Source organism: Saccharibacillus endophyticus, assembly GCF_013185185.1.
GTDB classification, from domain to species: Bacteria; Bacillota; Bacilli; order Paenibacillales; family Paenibacillaceae; genus Saccharibacillus; species Saccharibacillus endophyticus.
Window position 1 is genome coordinate 518328 of the sequence record NZ_JAAZWE010000004.1, and the last position, 16506, is coordinate 534833.

Annotated in this window: 16 protein-coding genes; 10 read left to right on the plus strand and 6 right to left on the minus strand. The window is 58.9% G+C overall.

Annotation, left to right across the window (positions count from 1 at the left end; translation table 11 throughout):
* The first annotated feature begins 61 nt into the window (after nucleotides 1-61).
* Nucleotides 62-1792 carry a DEAD/DEAH box helicase gene (locus HRQ63_RS16880; protein ID WP_172245866.1) on the plus strand — a complete coding sequence of 577 codons (1731 nt, stop codon included), beginning with the start codon at nucleotides 62-64 and terminating at the stop codon, nucleotides 1790-1792.
* A 186-nt stretch (nucleotides 1793-1978) separates the two neighbouring features.
* Here the strand turns inward: HRQ63_RS16880 and HRQ63_RS16885 are convergent, their stop codons facing one another.
* The 5 genes from HRQ63_RS16885 to nirB all read right to left on the minus strand — a co-directional run bounded on the left by HRQ63_RS16885 (nucleotide 1979) and on the right by nirB (nucleotide 7433).
* On the minus strand, nucleotides 1979-2467 hold the full coding sequence (locus HRQ63_RS16885) for a DinB family protein (RefSeq protein ID WP_172245868.1): 489 nt from the start codon (nucleotides 2465-2467) through the stop codon (nucleotides 1979-1981).
* 155 nt (nucleotides 2468-2622) lie between these two features.
* Nucleotides 2623-3387: a uroporphyrinogen-III C-methyltransferase gene (gene cobA, locus HRQ63_RS16890; protein ID WP_172245870.1), complete on the minus strand. Its 765-nt coding sequence runs from the start codon at nucleotides 3385-3387 to the stop codon at nucleotides 2623-2625.
* Complete coding sequence (locus tag HRQ63_RS16895; RefSeq protein WP_172245872.1) at nucleotides 3384-4247, minus strand: formate/nitrite transporter family protein; 864 nt, start codon at nucleotides 4245-4247, stop codon at nucleotides 3384-3386. Before HRQ63_RS16895 ends, cobA begins: the two co-directional genes overlap by 4 nt.
* A gap of 343 nt (nucleotides 4248-4590) precedes the next feature.
* On the minus strand, nucleotides 4591-4947 hold the full coding sequence (gene nirD, locus HRQ63_RS16900) for a nitrite reductase small subunit NirD (RefSeq protein ID WP_172245874.1): 357 nt from the start codon (nucleotides 4945-4947) through the stop codon (nucleotides 4591-4593).
* Nucleotides 4944-7433: a nitrite reductase large subunit NirB gene (gene nirB / locus HRQ63_RS16905; protein WP_172245876.1), complete on the minus strand. Its 2490-nt coding sequence runs from the start codon at nucleotides 7431-7433 to the stop codon at nucleotides 4944-4946. The genes nirD and nirB overlap by 4 nt, the downstream gene beginning before the upstream one ends.
* A gap of 400 nt (nucleotides 7434-7833) precedes the next feature.
* Here nirB and HRQ63_RS16910 point away from each other — a divergent pair, with 400 nt between their 5' ends.
* The 5 genes from HRQ63_RS16910 to HRQ63_RS16930 all read left to right on the plus strand — a co-directional run bounded on the left by HRQ63_RS16910 (nucleotide 7834) and on the right by HRQ63_RS16930 (nucleotide 11209).
* Nucleotides 7834-8430: an ANTAR domain-containing response regulator gene (locus HRQ63_RS16910; RefSeq protein ID WP_037285488.1), complete on the plus strand. Its 597-nt coding sequence runs from the start codon at nucleotides 7834-7836 to the stop codon at nucleotides 8428-8430.
* A gap of 12 nt (nucleotides 8431-8442) precedes the next feature.
* Nucleotides 8443-9546: an anthranilate phosphoribosyltransferase gene (locus tag HRQ63_RS16915; protein ID WP_172245878.1), complete on the plus strand. Its 1104-nt coding sequence runs from the start codon at nucleotides 8443-8445 to the stop codon at nucleotides 9544-9546.
* A gap of 124 nt (nucleotides 9547-9670) precedes the next feature.
* Entirely contained in the window at nucleotides 9671-9985 is a 315-nt protein-coding gene (locus tag HRQ63_RS16920; RefSeq protein WP_037292483.1) for an ArsR/SmtB family transcription factor, read from the plus strand.
* 133 nt (nucleotides 9986-10118) lie between these two features.
* Nucleotides 10119-10547 carry a DMT family transporter gene (locus HRQ63_RS16925; protein ID WP_172245880.1) on the plus strand — a complete coding sequence of 143 codons (429 nt, stop codon included), beginning with the start codon at nucleotides 10119-10121 and terminating at the stop codon, nucleotides 10545-10547.
* A gap of 191 nt (nucleotides 10548-10738) precedes the next feature.
* Nucleotides 10739-11209, plus strand: coding sequence for a DMT family transporter (locus tag HRQ63_RS16930; RefSeq protein ID WP_037285497.1), 471 nt, complete (start codon nucleotides 10739-10741; stop codon nucleotides 11207-11209).
* A gap of 81 nt (nucleotides 11210-11290) precedes the next feature.
* Here HRQ63_RS16930 and HRQ63_RS16935 read toward each other — a convergent pair whose 3' ends face one another.
* Nucleotides 11291-11983, minus strand: a complete 693-nt coding sequence (locus tag HRQ63_RS16935) for an SMI1/KNR4 family protein (protein ID WP_172245882.1) — start codon at nucleotides 11981-11983, stop codon at nucleotides 11291-11293.
* A gap of 358 nt (nucleotides 11984-12341) precedes the next feature.
* On the opposite strand from HRQ63_RS16935, the gene HRQ63_RS16940 reads away from it, so the two are divergent.
* From HRQ63_RS16940 to HRQ63_RS16955, 4 genes are read left to right on the plus strand one after another with little or no spacing between them, the layout of a single operon-like run.
* Nucleotides 12342-13412, plus strand: a complete 1071-nt coding sequence (locus HRQ63_RS16940; RefSeq protein ID WP_172245884.1) for a D-alanine--D-alanine ligase family protein — start codon at nucleotides 12342-12344, stop codon at nucleotides 13410-13412.
* Nucleotides 13409-14671 carry an alanine racemase gene (gene alr / locus HRQ63_RS16945; RefSeq protein WP_172245886.1) on the plus strand — a complete coding sequence of 421 codons (1263 nt, stop codon included), beginning with the start codon at nucleotides 13409-13411 and terminating at the stop codon, nucleotides 14669-14671. The genes HRQ63_RS16940 and alr overlap by 4 nt, the downstream gene beginning before the upstream one ends.
* Nucleotides 14638-15381: a D-alanyl-D-alanine carboxypeptidase family protein gene (locus tag HRQ63_RS16950; protein ID WP_172245888.1), complete on the plus strand. Its 744-nt coding sequence runs from the start codon at nucleotides 14638-14640 to the stop codon at nucleotides 15379-15381. The genes alr and HRQ63_RS16950 overlap by 34 nt, the downstream gene beginning before the upstream one ends.
* A complete protein-coding gene (locus HRQ63_RS16955; protein ID WP_172245890.1) occupies nucleotides 15371-16492 on the plus strand; it encodes an acyltransferase family protein in 1122 nt (373 codons plus the stop codon). The genes HRQ63_RS16950 and HRQ63_RS16955 overlap by 11 nt, the downstream gene beginning before the upstream one ends.
* The last annotated feature ends 14 nt before the right edge of the window (nucleotides 16493-16506 follow it).

Here is a 16506-nt window from a genome sequence, read left to right on the forward strand (position 1 = left end):
CCCGCATCTACACAAACGACGCGGAATCCCATAGATTTTTTTCATATAAAAAGGAGCCATCATGACATTTAACGATTTGAACCTGATCCCTTCGATCCTCAAAGCCCTGCAAAAAGAAAACTATGCATCGCCGACGCCGATTCAACAGCAAGCCATTCCCGTTGCCCTCGAAGGTCGCGACGTGCTCGGCTGTGCCCAGACCGGAACCGGCAAAACGGCTGCATTCTCGCTTCCGATCATTCAACGCCTGTCGGCCGGCGCTACTCCGACGACTGCCGGAAAACGTCCGATTCGCTCGCTGATCCTGACTCCGACGCGCGAACTGGCGATTCAAATCTACGACAATATCCGGGCGTACAGCCGTTATACCGATCTGCGCAGCCAAGTGATCGTGGGCGGCGTCTCGCAAACTCCGCAAGAACGCGAACTGAAGCGCGGTACGGATATCTTGATCGCGACGCCGGGCCGTTTGCTCGATCTGATGAACCAAAAGCACGTCAATCTCGACTACATCGAGATCCTGGTGCTCGACGAAGCCGACCGCATGCTCGATATGGGCTTTATTCGCGATGTGCAAAAAATCATCGCCAAAGTTCCGGCCAAAAAACAAACGCTGTTCTTCTCGGCAACGATGCCGCAAGAAATCGCCGACCTGGTCGATTCGCTGCTGGTGAACCCGGCTAAAGTCGAAATCACGCCCGTTTCGTCGACGGTTGACCGTATTCGCCAAGCCGTTTATCTCGTCGATAAGCCGAATAAGCAGAAGCTGCTGAACGATATTTTGAAAGACGCTTCGATCGAATCGGCGCTCGTGTTCACGCGGACCAAGCACGGCGCGAACCGCGTGGCGCGCCTGCTCGACCGTGCCGGCATCTCGGCGCTGGCGATTCACGGCGACAAGTCGCAAAACGCTCGCCAAACGGCGCTGAACAATTTCAAAAACGGTACGACGCGCGTTCTCGTCGCGACCGATATCGCCGCGCGCGGCATCGATATCGACGAGCTGTCGCATGTGATCAACTTCAATCTGCCGAACATTCCGGAGACGTATGTCCACCGCATCGGCCGTACGGGCCGCGCCGGACGCGACGGCATCTCGATCTCGTTCTGCGAAACGGAAGAACTGCCTTACCTGAAAGACATTCAGAAGCTGATCGGCAAAACGATCCCTGAAGTCACTGACCACGCTTATCCGATGACCGGCGAGACGCCTGCCGCTCCGCAGCCTGCGCAAAAAGGCCAGCAGCAAGGACGCGGACGCCGCGGAGAATCACAGTCCGCACAAGGCCAATCTCAGGGGCAATCCCGGCAAAATGCCGTAAAACCTGCGCCAAAGGCCAAAGCTCCGCAAAACGAAAACAGAGCTGCAGCAAAGTCTCCGGCAGTCAAAAACGAGGGGCGTCCGAACGCGCCGAAGAAAACGACGGCGAAGCCTAATGCTCCGCAAACGGCGGGCCAAGCTCAAGCCGCTGACAAAGCTCCTGTAACAGCAGGTACCAAGCCGCAGCAGGCTCCGAAAAATCGTCCGGCAGGCCAACCTGCACGCGCGAACGGCAGCAAGCCTGCCAATGCTCAAGCAGGCGGCGAAGCCAATCGCAACCGCGCGCCGAAAAAGCCGCAAAACGGACCGCGTGCCGCAGCCGACGGCAAACGGCCGCGCACGGGCGGACGTCCGCAGCCGGGAACGGCAGCTTCGGCACGCGCCAGCGCCAACAAAAAGTGGACCGACGGCCAATGGGCCGCCGACACCCTGTACCGCGCCAGCTACGGCCTTTCGGGCGACAAGGCTTAACCAGCTTCGCTGGTTAAGCTCTTTGCGGCGGTTCGGCAGAAAAGGCTTTGATCTTTTTCGTACTGCTTTTTACTCCTTTAATGAACATTCAAAAAGCGCGACATTTTGCCGCGCTTTTTGTGCTGTCCGAAAGTTTTCATATGTTGTTCGTCTTCGGCCCGCAACCTGATCCCGGTATTCGGCCTGTTACATGTACAACATCGAAAAATGAAGCTCGTGTCCCAATTGCTTGAGATAGTTGTATAACTGGGAACGGTGGTGGAACAGGTGGGTCAATGTCTCGATCTGCCATTGAATCTGGGTATGTCCGGACTCGGCGTAGAACGCTTTGGTGGAACGGGTCATCAGATCTTCAGGGCTCAGCGAAGTGATGTAAGCTTTATACGGCTCGAAGCTTTCGCGCAGGGCGGCAGCCAAAAGTTCGGGATCGGTTTCGTTGTCCAGGCTGCTCTCGATCGCACCGACTTCTTCCGCATTGCCTTCTTGCATGATCTTCAAGTCGCTCCGCGGCACCAAGGCCAAATGACGAACCAATTCAGGCAGCGAGCGCATATTGTCCTGCGGGCGGTAGCTCCAGTCTTCCGGACGGATGAGACGGATCAACGCTTCTCCGGTACGCACGCCCGTTTCGAGTTCAGTCAGCAGGTGATCACGGATTTGCAAAGCTTCAGTCATCTTCTTTTCTCCTCTTTTTGGGGAATGGACGTCGTCTTCAGTATAAAGGGATTTTTCGTTGCGAACAAGTGTTTGTTTTTGGGGTTGTAAAAAAGCCCGGCTTTATGCACGCCGGGCTTTCAAGGCCATGAAGAGGACGACTTCTTCGTACCGGTTCACACGATATGCCGATTCTCCCATTCCGACGGCCGCAGCATCTCTCGCACGCCGACGGTATCGCCGATTAGCAGCATGGCCGGATTGCCTACATTCATGGCAACAGCCAGTCGTGCGATGCCGCCCAATGTTCCGGTGATCACGCGTTCGGCTTCCGTCGTCGCGTTTTCGATCAAGGCGGCGGGCGTACTCGCATCGCGCCCGTGACGGATCAGCTCGCCGCTGATTTCTTCCAGACGCGAAACGCCCATATAGACGGCCAAGGTATCCGCGCCTTGCGCCAGCAGATCCCAGCGCACCGGAGCATCGGCTTCGCCGCAGCGGCTTCCGGTGACGACGGCGAACGAAGCGGCCGTACCCCGGTGGGTGAGCGGAATGCCTGACGATGCGGATGCGCCGGAAGCCGACGTCACGCCGGGTACGATCTCGAACTCGATGCCCGCTTTGGATGCGGCTAAAGCTTCTTCCCCGCCGCGCCCGAACACGAACGGATCGCCGCCTTTCAGCCGTACCACATGATGCCCCGCTTTCGCGTAATCGACGATCAGGCGGTCAATCTCGCTTTGCGTGAGCGCGTGACGCCCGGGAGCCTTGCCGCAGTAGATTTTGAGCGTTCCCGGCGGGCAATGCTCCAGCAGTTTGTCGCTCACGAGCCGGTCGTACATCACGACGTCGGCTTGTTCCAGACGGCGCAGCGCTTTGACCGTAATCAGTTCCGGATCTCCCGGTCCCGCGCCGACGATTGAAATTTTTCCACGGCTCATACGCTTTTCCTCCAAACAGGCAGATTTAAAGGCTTTTGTTCGGCTTCGACGGATGACGCAGGAACCGCTTCGCCTCGTCCTTGCTTCAATCCCCAATACAACAGCAGCCCCGTAAACAAAGCGCCGCCCGCGAAGTTGCCGAGCAATACCGGAATACCGCTCCAGACCAACCAATCCATGCCGCTGACGTTCGCGCCGAGCAGCATGCCTGCCGGGACGACGAACATGTTGACGACCGTATGCTCGAATCCTTGTCCGAAAAAGATCAGGATCGGCAGCCACATCGCGAATATTTTGCCGCTGGTCGATCTGGACGTCATCGCCATGACCGCGCCGAGCGTGACCATCCAGTTGCACAAGATTGCCTTGACGAATACGAGCAGCATGCCGGACGAGCCGAGCGCCTGATAAGCGAGCGTTTTCGCTTCGGCCGTGCCGACGAGGGTCGCGATTAACGGATTGGATAGATCCGTTCCGGCTTTGGTCGCGACGAACGCGTAGGCGAGAGCATACAGACCGCAACCGAGCAGATGACCGACGATGACCCAGAAATAGTTTTTGAGCATCGCGGAGACGGTCGTCTTTTTCTCCAGAACGGCCAGCGGAATCAGGGCGAAGCTGCCCGTGACCAATTCGAGGCCGAGCAGTACGATGATGACGAAACCGACGGGAAACAGGATCGCGCCTACCATCGGGATACCGGTTTGACCGGACGCGGTCATCGCGAGAGTAGTGGCGCAAGCGAGGATCGCGCCTGCCAGGCCGCTGCGGATCAACAATTGCGCGGCGGACAGTTCTGCTTTGGTCTTGCCTGCGTCGATCATGGTTTGCAGCACTTCGGCTGGTTTGACGTAGTCCATGAGGCATCGGCTCGTTTCCTGTGAATTTGGGAGGCAGGGGGTGGCGGGTAGGGATAGATGAAATACCAGCCCCCGAAGCTCAAAGATTGGGTTTGAGTTGTTTTGCAACTTGCCTCAGCTTCATTGACGAAAAGGCAGCGTAGCCTTACGCATTTGCTTCTTGCGGCACGCTTCGTTGACTATTCAGCAGCGTGGGGATCTTAATCAAGCAAAATCAAGGTCTCAGACGCTTCTACATTGCTTTTTAGGACATGCAAGACAAAGATTAGTCTCAAATAGGAGTCTACGTTGTCAAACAAGCAATGGATCAGCGTACCCGATCTAATATCCGGAACGGCTCAGGTCAGGCGATATGCGTATCGGTGCCGGAGGCGCCGAGCAGGGAAGCAGGCACAGTCAGGTAGATGGTGCCGTCGGCTTGGACTTCGGTCGGGAAAGTCTCGATGCAGCCTTTATCGGGGTCGAGGGCTTCGCCGCTGCGGAGGTCGATGCGCCAGTCGTGCAGCGGGCAGTGGACGACCGGGCCGCAGACCATGCCTTCGGACAGCACGCCGCCTTTGTGGGGGCAGCGGTTTTCGACGGCCAGGATCTCGCCGTCGGACAGACGGAACAAGGCGATTTCGAGACCGTTGACGTTGAGGCGGCGCGAGCCTAAAGGGTCGATATCGGTCAGTTTGCCTGCTTTTACTTGTTGGCTCATGCGGATTCCTCCTCTTTGCGGTCGTTACGGTCAGCTGCGGATACGGATACCGCTTCGGCGGCCGGGAGGCGTTCGAAGTTTTTGCGCAGTTCCGGTTCGTTGACGATTTGTTTCCACGGATCGACGGTGCGGTCCAGGGTGTCGCGCAGCCTCATATGCAGCGCTTTGCGTTCGGCTTCGTCGCTGAGCACTTGTTTGACATGATCGAGACCGACGCGTTCCACCCAAGGGGCGGTACGCTCGTTCCAGGTTGCATTTTCGCGATAATATTGCAGGAACGCGCTCGCCCATTCTTCCACTTCGTCGTCCGTTTTGACGAAGCCCAGCAGGTCGGTCGCCCGAACATGGATGCCCGCGTTGCCGCCGACATGCAGTTCCCAACCGCCGTCGACCGCGACGACGCCGAAGTCTTTGACGGTCGCTTCCGCGCAGTTGCGCGGACAGCCGGAGACGGCCAGTTTCACTTTGGCGGGCGCGTTCATGCGCTCGAACGCTTTTTCCAAACGCACGCCCATGCCCATCGCGTCCTGGGTGCCGAAGCGGCAGAAGGTGGAGCCGACGCACGTTTTGACGGTGCGGAGCGCTTTGCCGTAGCCGTGGCCGGAAGGCATGTCGAGCGCTTCCCAGACGCCGGGCAGGTCTTCTTTTTTCACGCCGAGCAGGTCGAGACGCTGTCCGCCGGTGAACTTGACCAACGGAACGTCGAATTTCTCCGCGACTTCGGCAATGCGCTTCAGTTCGGTCGGGGACGTGACGCCGCCGTAAATGCGAGGGATGACCGAATAGGTGCCGTCTTTTTGAATATTGGCATGGTAGCGTTCATTGGCGAAACGGGATTCTTTCTCGTCTTTGTATTCCGCCGGGAACAGCATGCCCAGATAGTAGTTCAGCGAAGGACGGCATTTGGAGCAGCCTTCGTCGTTGTTCCATTCCAGCACGTTCATGACTTCTTTGACCGTTTTGAGGCCCATGCGCTTGATGTCGGCCACGATCTCGTCGCGGCTCAAGGAGGTGCATCCGCAGATGCCTTCTTTGACCGTCACGACGTCGTCGCCCGCATGGATTTGCAGCAATCCTTCGACCAGAGGCTTGCAGCCGCCGCAGGAAGCCGAGGCTTTGGTGCAGCCTTTGATTTGGCCGAGACTGGTGCAGCCGCCTTCGATCGCGGAGACGATGTCGCCTTTGGAGACGCCGTTGCAGCCGCAGACGATCTCGTCGACCGGCATGGCTTCGAGCCGCGCCGTGCCGCTTCCGCCCCCGCCGCCGGATGCAAGAGCGTCGGCCGGCAGGCCGAGCAGCAGCTCTTTTTCGCGGCCGGCAATGTTCTCCCCGCTTTTGATCAGGGAAAACAACGAAGCGCCTTCCCCCGTCTCGCCGAACAGCACCGCTCCGATCAGCTTGTTTTCCATAATGACGAGCTTCTTATATACGCCTTCGATCTCGTCCTGATACCGAAGCGCCCGAGCGCCTTCCGGTTCGACGAAAATGCCGCCCGAGAACACGTCGACGCCGGATACTTTGAGCTTGGTCGACGTGACCGAGCCCGCATAGCCGTCGACCGGAACGCCGGCGAGGCTTTTCGCCAGCACGGCGCCCTGCTCGTACAGCGGCGCGACCAATCCGTAGGCGATGCCCCGATGCTGCGCGCATTCGCCGACCGAGTAGATGCCCGGCACGTTGGTCCGCATGTAATCGTCCACGACGATCCCGCGCTCTACGGCAAGTCCGCTGCGCTGCGCCAAAGCCACGTTCGGACGGATGCCGACGGCCATGACGACGAGGTCCGCTTCGAGCATGCTGCCGTCTTTGAACAGCAATCCTTTGGCGCGCTGCTTGCCGAGAACGGCTTCCGTTTGCTTTTTGAGCAGGAACTTCATGCCTTGGGCTTCCAGCTCTTTTTGCAGCATTAAGGAAGCGGGACGGTCGAGCTGGCGCTCCATCAGGTACTCGTTGATATGAATGACGGTAACGTCCATGCCCAAGTTCAGCAGGCCGCGCGCCGCTTCGAGTCCGAGCAATCCGCCGCCGATGACCGCCGCTTTTTTGTGCTTTCGGGACGCTTCCTGCATGGCGACGCAGTCTTTGATATCGCGGAAGCCGATAACGCCTTCTTTGTCCGCGCCGGGAATCGGCAGGATGAACGCGTCGGAGCCCGTGGCGACGATCAGCTCGTCATAGTCCGCTTCGATGCCGCCTTCGGCGTAGACCCGGCGATTGTCGCTGTCGATCTTCGATACGGCCTGGCCGAGATGCAGCGTGATCCCGTTTTCCCGGTACCAGTCCAGATCATTGATCACGATCTCTTCCATGCTTGCTCCGCCGGCCAACACGGACGACAACATGATGCGGTTATAGTTCGGATGCGGCTCTGCGCCGAATATCGTAATATCGTACAGGTCGGGCGCCAATTTGAGCAGATGTTCGATCGTGCGGACGCCTGCCATGCCGTTGCCGACGAGCACCAATTTTTTGCGTTTGTTTGCCATACGGAATCGCTCCTTTTCTGGTCAGAGGGAGTATCGGAAAACACAAACAGCCCGCATCACCCGCTTCGGAAATCTTGCTTGTTCCGTTGCTGTTTAAGGTGAGCAGGCGCCATTGCCGCTTCAGTCGGACACATCTTTGTATCCGCGTCGTTTCTTGAGACCGACTATACCGGAATATCATTTATGTGTCAACAATTTTGACATTTAATTTTTGATAATTTAAAATAATCGACAAATCAACCTTATTCATGTTATATAAATTAACACAAATAATAGCGACAGGAGTTGTCGGCTGATTTTGGTTTGGCCTGTACGCTATCCGGAGTCGAGCGAGCGTTATCGGCGGTCGGCTCGTCCAACGCAATCAACGAACGGATTCTGAATATAAGGAGCGTCGTTCATGCACAGCTTACTGATCGTGCACCACTCTTCCGATCCGCCGACCGGCGCAGCGAAAACCGAAAGCGATCCTGCCCGGTTGCTCGGCGAATGCGGCTATATCATCGAATCGGCACATACCCGCGAAGAAGCATTCGAGCGCGTAGGCGAAACCGATGCCGCCGTGCTGGCCCTTCCCATTACCGAAATGAACGACTGGGCGGGCGTGCTCATGTCGCGCAAAAACGTCCCTGTCCTCTGGTGGTGTACGGCAGAGACCGCTACGCTGTCCGTGTCCGCATGCGAAGACGACGTGCGGATCGACGGCGTTCTTTCCCCTCATATGAAGCCGTCCGAAATCCATTGGATTTTGCACTTCAGCTCCAGGCGATGCTACGAGCGGGTTCAGTGGGCCAAAGAACGGGAAAAGCTGCTCGCCCGGCTCGAAGAACGCAAATGGATCGATATGGCGAAAGGCATTTTGTCCAAAACGAAAAACATTTCCGAGTCCGAAGCTTACGATCTGCTGCGCAAGCAGGCCATGAACGAACGCAAGCGCATGGTCGACGTCGCTACATCCATCGTGAAAGTCTATCAGTTGCTGCATGAACCATCCTGAGGAGGCCCAGCCATGATCGATCTGTTAAAAGAAGTCGCCCGCGGCAAACGCGGCGCGCGGGACTTGAACTACGGGGAATCGTTGGAGGCCGCGGAAGCGATTCTCGGCGGACGCTCCACTCCGGCCCAGACCGGCGCTTTTCTGATCGCGCAGCGGCTGAAACTGGAGAGCGCCGAGGAGTTGGAGGCGTTCGTGTCCGTAGCGAGGAGACAAGCTTACCGGGAATGCCGCAAGCCGGGCATCGATTTCGCGGGACCGTACGACGGCCGGCAAAAAACGTTCTGGGCTTCGCTGCCGACAGCCTTCGTCGTGGCGGCAGCCGGAGTTCCGGTTACGCTGCACGGTTCCGCGCCGCTGCCGCCGAAATACGGCGTCGTGCTGCATGATATCCTGCGCGCGGCCGGTATCGATCCGCTCATGCTGAGCCGCGCGTCGGCGATCGCGGCAGCGGACACGAACGCATCGGCAGGAGCGGACGGACAAGGCGGCGTCCTGTTCGCCGACTCCGCCAAATGGTGCCCGCCGCTCGGGGAATTGCACGGCATCCGCGAAGAACTGGGCATGCGCACGCTGCTGAACACGGCGGAAAAGCTGATCGATTATTCCTGCTCGCCGTACCTCGTGCTGAGCGTCTTCCACAATACGGTGATCGATCGGCTGGCGCGGCTGGTCACGCGGCTCGGTTATCGGAAAACGTTGATCGTGCAGGGCGTCGAAGGTTCGGAGGACGTGTTTATCCATCGGCCGACGCGTATCCATACGGTCGAAGACGGACACTGCGAATTGGATCTGCTCGATCCCGAAATGTACGGTCTGGACACGGAACTTCCCGACGATGAGCCCGTATGGACCGCGCGCAAGCAACTCGATATGCTTGAAGCGGTTCTGCAAGGCGGCGGACATATGGCGTATTATAATCAGACGCTGCTGAACGCGGCGGTCCGCCTGCACTTGACGGGAGCGGTCGGTTCGGTGGAGGAAGGGATCTACACGGCCAAGCCCCTCTTGGATAACGGAGCCGCATGGAAGGTTTACCTGACATGGAAAAAGGCGCTTCAGGAAGCCGCTCCGATCGGCGAACCGGCGGAACGCAAGGCCGCGGTCCGAAAAGCTTGAAGCGTCAAACACTGTCGATCCGGCACGGCTTGCGCAAAGTTCCGAACGGCTTCTATGCGAATCAGCCCAAGCCGCGATGCGTTCTCGGTTGACGTATCGGGAAATCTCGATATACAATATCGGTATGAAAACTATCGATATATTCAAAGCCTTATCCAACGAAACGCGGTTGAACATGCTGCTTTGGCTCAGAGAACCGGAAAAGCATTTTCCTGCGCAGGGCGCGCATATTCCGAAAGGCGTGAATTTCGCGGGCGGCGTATGCGTCGGCGATATTCAGGAGAAAGCCGGCTTGTCGCAATCCACGGTGTCCAGCTACCTGAACATGATGCAAAAAGCAGGATTGCTGGAGTCTTTCCGCCATGGACAATGGACGTATTACCGCCGAAACGAAGCTTCGATTCAAGCCTTGGCCGAAGAAATCCGCACGAGTCTGTAAATCGCCGTCCGCGATAGTTGTCCGGACGGCCGACTTTTGCGCGCGCACTTGCGCAAATTAGCGAAATCCGCATTTCTCAGGCTAATATATCGTTTTTTCTAGATATTTAATTATTGGAAAAAGGAGAAATTATATGCGCCCCCTTTACTATCTGCTGGCTCTTCTAGCCGGCGCCGCCCTCAGCTTCGAAGGGGCGATTTACGCCGAACTCGGCAAATCGATCGGCCAAGTCGAGACGAGCTTTTACAATTTTGCGGCGGGCACCATCATCGTCGGCCTATTGTGGCTGTTTTTCGGAAAAGGAGAAATATCGCAGATCAAGCGCGCGCCCAAATGGTCGCTGCTCGGCGGTCTGCTCGGCGTCGTCTATCTGACTTCGATCGTGATCAGCGTGCCTTTCGTCGGCGTAGGCGTCACGATGGTGGCGGTCATCATCGGCCAGATGGTCATGAGCATGGTCATCGAACATTACGGCTGGCTCGGCAGCGAACCGACGCCGGTCAACAAAGAAAAAATACTCGCGGTGGTCTCCATGACCGCCGCGCTGCTGCTTATCAACTAGGGCGTGTACGCAAACTTCGAAGGCAGCAGATTTGGCTGAATTTTCGATCTATGCAAGGAACGATTTCGAAGGCGTGCCGGGGCACGTCTTCGAAATCGTGACGCGGCAGAGGACGAAAAGACAGGCAAAGATGCACTTCAGTAAGTTTGCGTACACGACCTAAAACCTTATCAACATTAAAGGAGGCCTTTATGGGATCATTCATGATTTTGTTCACCCTGCTCGGCGGCATTACGCTCAGCGCGCAGTCTTCCATCAACGGAACATTGGGCCGAAAAGCCGGTTCGCTCGAAACGACGCTGCTTACATTCGTAACCGGCACGCTGTTTTTGGCGCTTTATCTCCTGTTTTTCGGAAACGGAAATCTCGGCGCTTTGTTCGACGCGCCGAAGTGGCAGCTCAGCGCGGCTTTTCTGGGCACGGTCTATCTGCTGTTGACCGTGATCGCCGTGCCGAAAATCGGCGTGATCGCGGCCAATATCGCCGGAATCGCGGGGCAGCTCGTCGCCGGCATGCTGATCGACCACTTCGGTTGGTTCAACAGCCTGGAAATTCATCTCGATGGCAAACGGATACTTGCGCTCGGATTCATGGCGCTGGCGCTTTATTTGATTTATAGAGGGAACAAACGCTCCGCGGCGCAAGCCGAAGCGGCGGCGTAACGCGAAGCAACCTCAAACCGCATAAAAAAGGACTGTCCCGCTGCCGAATTACGGCTTGCGGACAGTCCTTTTTGCTTTGTTTCAAACAACCGGAACCTCTTCCCCGCCCAATAAAATCGCCTTCATATCCTCGAACGAATCGGCGATTTGCCTGACGTGCGGCTTTACGTTCTCCCGCATCGATACGCCGTCCTCGCCGAGATTGAACAGATCGTCATGCAGCATCCAGATCACCGGGCAGTCTCCGTCTTCGCCTTTTTGCTTCAAATCGAAGCATATCGGCCCTTGGCCGTCTTCGCCGATCGCGAACGGCAGATAACCTGCCGCGATAAGCGGGCCCCAATCTTCCGCGGCGTTGCGCTCCAGCTCCGCAAGCCCGGTTTCCGTATCGAGCGCCGGAAGCGTGAACGACATGCACCCGCCGACATACCCTCCCCGGCCGTCGCTCATCCCCGCGGACGTCCAGCTTACCAGATGGTACGCTTGCAGCAGCGCGCGGAAGCCCGGCGGAAAAACCGCGCGCAGCCTCGTTTCCAGCGCGTCGATCGCTTCGCCGGAGATCGTCGACGGAACCGGCTTCCAGAACTTCCACTCGCCGTCATCTTCATCTTGAAGCTCTTCCGGAACCTCGCGCCCCGTATCCAGCATGTCTGCCGGGATATTGTCGCCCAAGTCGTAAAACAGCATTCGGAACCGTGCATTCGTATGACGCGCGTCGATTCTTCGACGGATGTCCTCGATCTCCGCGACAAATTTCTTTTCCCGTTCGTCCATTTTTGCTTTTCCCCTTTCCTGTCCAAGCTCCGGCTGCGAAAAGCTCGATGGCAGGGCTTTTCGCTCCCTTTTCCAACTTTACCAGACGGACGGCTGGCGGAAAAGACCGACGGCGAAGACGCCCGCCACAAGCCGCCGAAGCCGTTTTTCGCCGGAAAAGAAAAATTTCTTTCCCCACATTTTTTTGCCACCCTTCGGTCTTCGGCTACATCTAAACAACAGATCGGAATTTTCGAGTTTCCGCAGCTGCCCGCGTACGAAATTTCGGAAAGGCGATATAAATTTCAGCCATGCCCCGTCTTTTCGTGTACCCGGGGCAAGAATCGAACATCCAGAATAACCGAAGGAGCTGAACCCCATGATCGTTTACGTTCTGTACGGAGGCCAATCGCCCGAGCATGAAGTGTCGCTGAAAACGGCGGCCACGGTGCTGAAGGCGCTGAATACGCAAAAGCACGAGGTTTATCCGATTTACATTTCGCGCGAAGGTCTATGGACCGGACTGGGCCGGATGCCGGAAGACGGATTGAACGCGGAAAACCTGATGCCCGTGTCCCGACATGCCGACGCGGCTTCTTCGCTCGGCGAAGTCCTGAAGGCCGAATTTTCTCTTCCCGGCGAAAAAGTCGCCCTGCCGCTGCTGCACGGAGCTAACGGCGAAGACGGCACGGTGCAGGGACTGCTGGAACTGCTCGGCATTCCTTACGTCGGCAACGGCGTCCTGTCCGCGGCCATGACGCTGGACAAAGACGTGACCCACCGGCTCGCCGGACTCGCCGGCATCCGGCAAACGGCATACGAGATCGTCACGCGCCGCGAATGGGAAGAAGATCAAGCGGGCGTGCTGAGCCGCCTGAAGAAGCGCGGCCTGCTGCCGGGCTACGTCAAGCCGGCGACGCTCGGCTCCTCGATCGGCATCAGCCGCTGCGAAGACGAGGCCGCGCTGGAAGCCGGCATCGAAGAGGCGCTGCGCCACGACGTCAAGCTCGTGATCGAGCGGGAAGTTCCCGGCCGCGAGATCCAGGTCGCGGTCATGGGCAACGACCGCCCGCAAGCTTCGCTGCCGGGCGAATTCCTGCACGGCGTGAAGTTTTTCGACTTCCGCGCCAAATATGCCGATCCGACGCTTCGCATGTCGATTCCGGCCGAAATCCCGCCCGCGGCCGCCGAAGAGATCCGCGAATCGGCGATCCGCGCTTATGAAGCGCTCTGCTGCTCGGGACTGGCGCGGGTGGACTTTTTCCTCGGTGAAGACGGACGGGTCTACCTGAACGAGATCAACGCGCTGCCGGGCTTTACCGGCACCAGCATGTATCCCGTCATGTGGGAGCGGACGGACGGCACGACCTACGCGGCCCTGATCGAAAAGCTGATGGACTACGCGCTGGAGCGCGGCCGTACGCGGGCGTCCGTCGGCGGCGCGCGATGAGCGCCGTGTACCGCGATACCCGGGCGGACGTCGATACGGCGGCGATTCGGCGCAATCTGTCGAAGATCCGCCGCCGCTTCCCCGCTTCGGTCCGGCTGATGGCGGTCGTCAAAGCGAACGGCTACGGGCACGGCGCGATCGAGAGCGCGGAAGCGGCCCTCGCGGCCGGCGCCGACATGCTCGGCGTCGCGCTGCTCGAAGAAGCCGTCGAGCTGCGCGAGCGCGGCATCCGGCTGCCCATCCTGGTATTGGCGCCGGTTCCGCCGCGTTACGCGGAACTCGCGGCCGCGCTGGATATCCGGCTGACCGTCACGGAAGCCGATTGGTTCCGACAGCGCGAAGAGCTTCGGCGGAGCCTCGGCGGACCGGGCGGCGACGGAACGCGCAAAAGCGATCCGAACGCAGCCTTCCCGCAAGGCATCGGAACCGAACCGCCGAACGGCCCTCCGCTGCGCGTGCACGTCAAGCTCGATACCGGCCTGGGCCGGATCGGGCTGAGAAGCCTCGAAGAATGGGAGCGGATCGTTCCCTGGTTGAAAAGGGAAGACGTCGTTACGGAAGGATTGTTCACCCATTTCGCGACGGCGGGCTGGGCGGACGCGTCATTCGTGAAGCTGCAATACCAACGCTTCCTGTCCATGACGGAATGGGCGCGTTCGTCCGGGATTCACCCTGCCCTTTTACATTGCTGCGGGAGCGCGTCGGCGCTGCGCTTTCCGGAAATGGCGCTCGACATGATACGGATCGGCGCGGCCGCTTACGGCTTCTACCCTTCCGCGCTCGCTCCACAGTGGGAGCTGGAGCCGGCGATGACGCTGCGCAGCGCGTTGATTCAGGCCAAGCGGGTATCCGCCGGAGACACGATCGGCTACGACCGTGCCTATACGGCGCGGGGCGAGGAATGGATCGGTACCGTCCCGATCGGCTACGCCGACGGATGGTCGCAGATCATGCAGGGCGGCGAAGTGCTCGTCGGCGGCAGACGCGCCGAGATCGTCGGCCGGATCGGCATGGACCAACTGACCGTCCGGCTGCCGGCCCCTTGCCGGGCCGGCGACCCGGTCGTCCTGATCGGCAGCCAGGGCGGCGAAAAAATCTCCTGCGCGGAAGCCGCGTCTCGCGCCGGCATCGTCCCGCAGGAAATCACCGCTTCCTTGACCGGAAGAGTGCCGAGAAATTACGAACCGGAATTCGGCAGCGAAGCTTTGACGAAGGAGGAATACGCATGGAAACCGAAACAAGACGTCTTGCGAAGATAAACGGGTATAGCAACGAAATGAAGGAGCAGCCGAATCCGGTGCATCAACCGAAAACCGAAATGAGAGCACGCACGAATAAGGCGCCACAACCGGACTCGGTGCCGGTCCTGGTCAACCGGCACCATCCTTGGACCGAAAGCGCCGAGGATACGGACAGCCGGCTTGCTCCGGTAAGCGCCTTCCCGGACATTCGGGCGCTGGACTCGAATATCCGGCTGGATCGAACCTGCCTGCAACGGCTGGACGCGCTGCTGGACGCCGTCAGCGGCAAAAACGGCATCGTCGTCGTCAGCGGTTACCGCGACCTGGCCGAACAGACGGAGATTTATTACTCTTCGCTGCGGGAAAACGGCGCGCCATACACCGCCAAATTCGTGGCGCTGCCGGGATGCAGCGAGCATCATACCGGATTGGCCGTGGACGTCGGCTCGGCGGCGGGCGGATTGGACTTTATCGCGCCGGAATTTCCGGACGACGGCGTCTGCGGCGCGTTCAAAGCGAGAGCGGCCGAATTCGGCTTCGTCCAGCGCTACAAAGCGCACAAAGAGCATTTGACCGGCATTTCTTGCGAGCCTTGGCATTTTCGTTACGTCGGCGCGCCGCATGCCGCGATCATGGAAGAACGCGACTTGTGCCTCGAGGAATATGTCGAGATTCTGCGGCAGGAGCGCGCGAAAGCCGGACACGGCGAGGCTTCCCATGGGAACTGATCGGCCCGCGGCACGATCTTCCCGGAATATCGGCGGCACGGATTGGCTGAAATTCATGGCCGCGCTGCTCGTGATCGCCAACCACACGTCTCCGCTGGCGAGCGTCAGCCCGCAGGCCGACTTTTGGGTCGCCGGGCTGATCTCGAGGGTAGCCGTGCCGATCTTTTTTATCGGGTCCGGATTTTTCCTGTTCCGAAAATTCGCGGACGACGCTTCCGCGAACCGCTCCGCCGTCCTCCGCTACACGAACAAGATCGCGCTGCTGTACGGCTTGTCGATTCTGATCTATCTGCCGCTCAACGTCTACAAAGGCGATTTCGCGCAGGGCTTCGACGTCGGCTCGGTTCTGCGGGATATCGTGCTGGACGGCACCTTTTATCATCTGTGGTTTTTCCCGGCGCTTTGGATCGGCATCTGGTTGATTTATTTCCTGAGCCGCTTGCCTTCGATGGCTTGGGCCTGGACGGCCGCGATCGCTTTGTACGCGTTCGGTCTGCTGGGCGACGGCTATTACGGCTTCGCCGCGAATGCCCTGCATCTGAAACCGGCTTATGATGCGCTTTACGCCTGGATGGATTATACGCGCAACGGCCTGTTTTTCGCGCCTCTGCCTATTCTGGCAGGCGCGGCGCTGGCCCGGCGGGGCCTGCCGAAGTCCGCGCCTTCGCGCTTCGCCGGCATCCGGCTCGGCGCGGCGGCGATCGTCGCCCTGCTTCTGCTGATCGCCGAAGGCGAATGGCTTCGCGGCCTCGACCTGCCCCGGCACGGCAGCCTGTATCTGCTGTCGATTCCGGCCGCATTCCTGCTGTTCCTTTGGTCGACGACCTGGAACGTTCGCGGCTCCAGACCTCTTCGCGCTTGGAGAACGTGGATCTACATTTTGCATCCTTGGGCGATCGTCCTGGTTCGCGGCGGCGCCGAAGCCGTAAACGGCGAACGGCTGCTGATCGCGAACAGCCCCGTGCATTACGTTGCCGTGTGCCTGGTGTCGATCGCGCTGTCCGCGCTCGCGGCTGCCGCGATGGACAAAGCGGGAAAGATTCGCCTATTCGCGCATAACAAAAAGCGCGGAGAAGATTCTTCCTCCGCGCCTTCGCGACGAATTTTCTGAATGTTCGCGCCTAG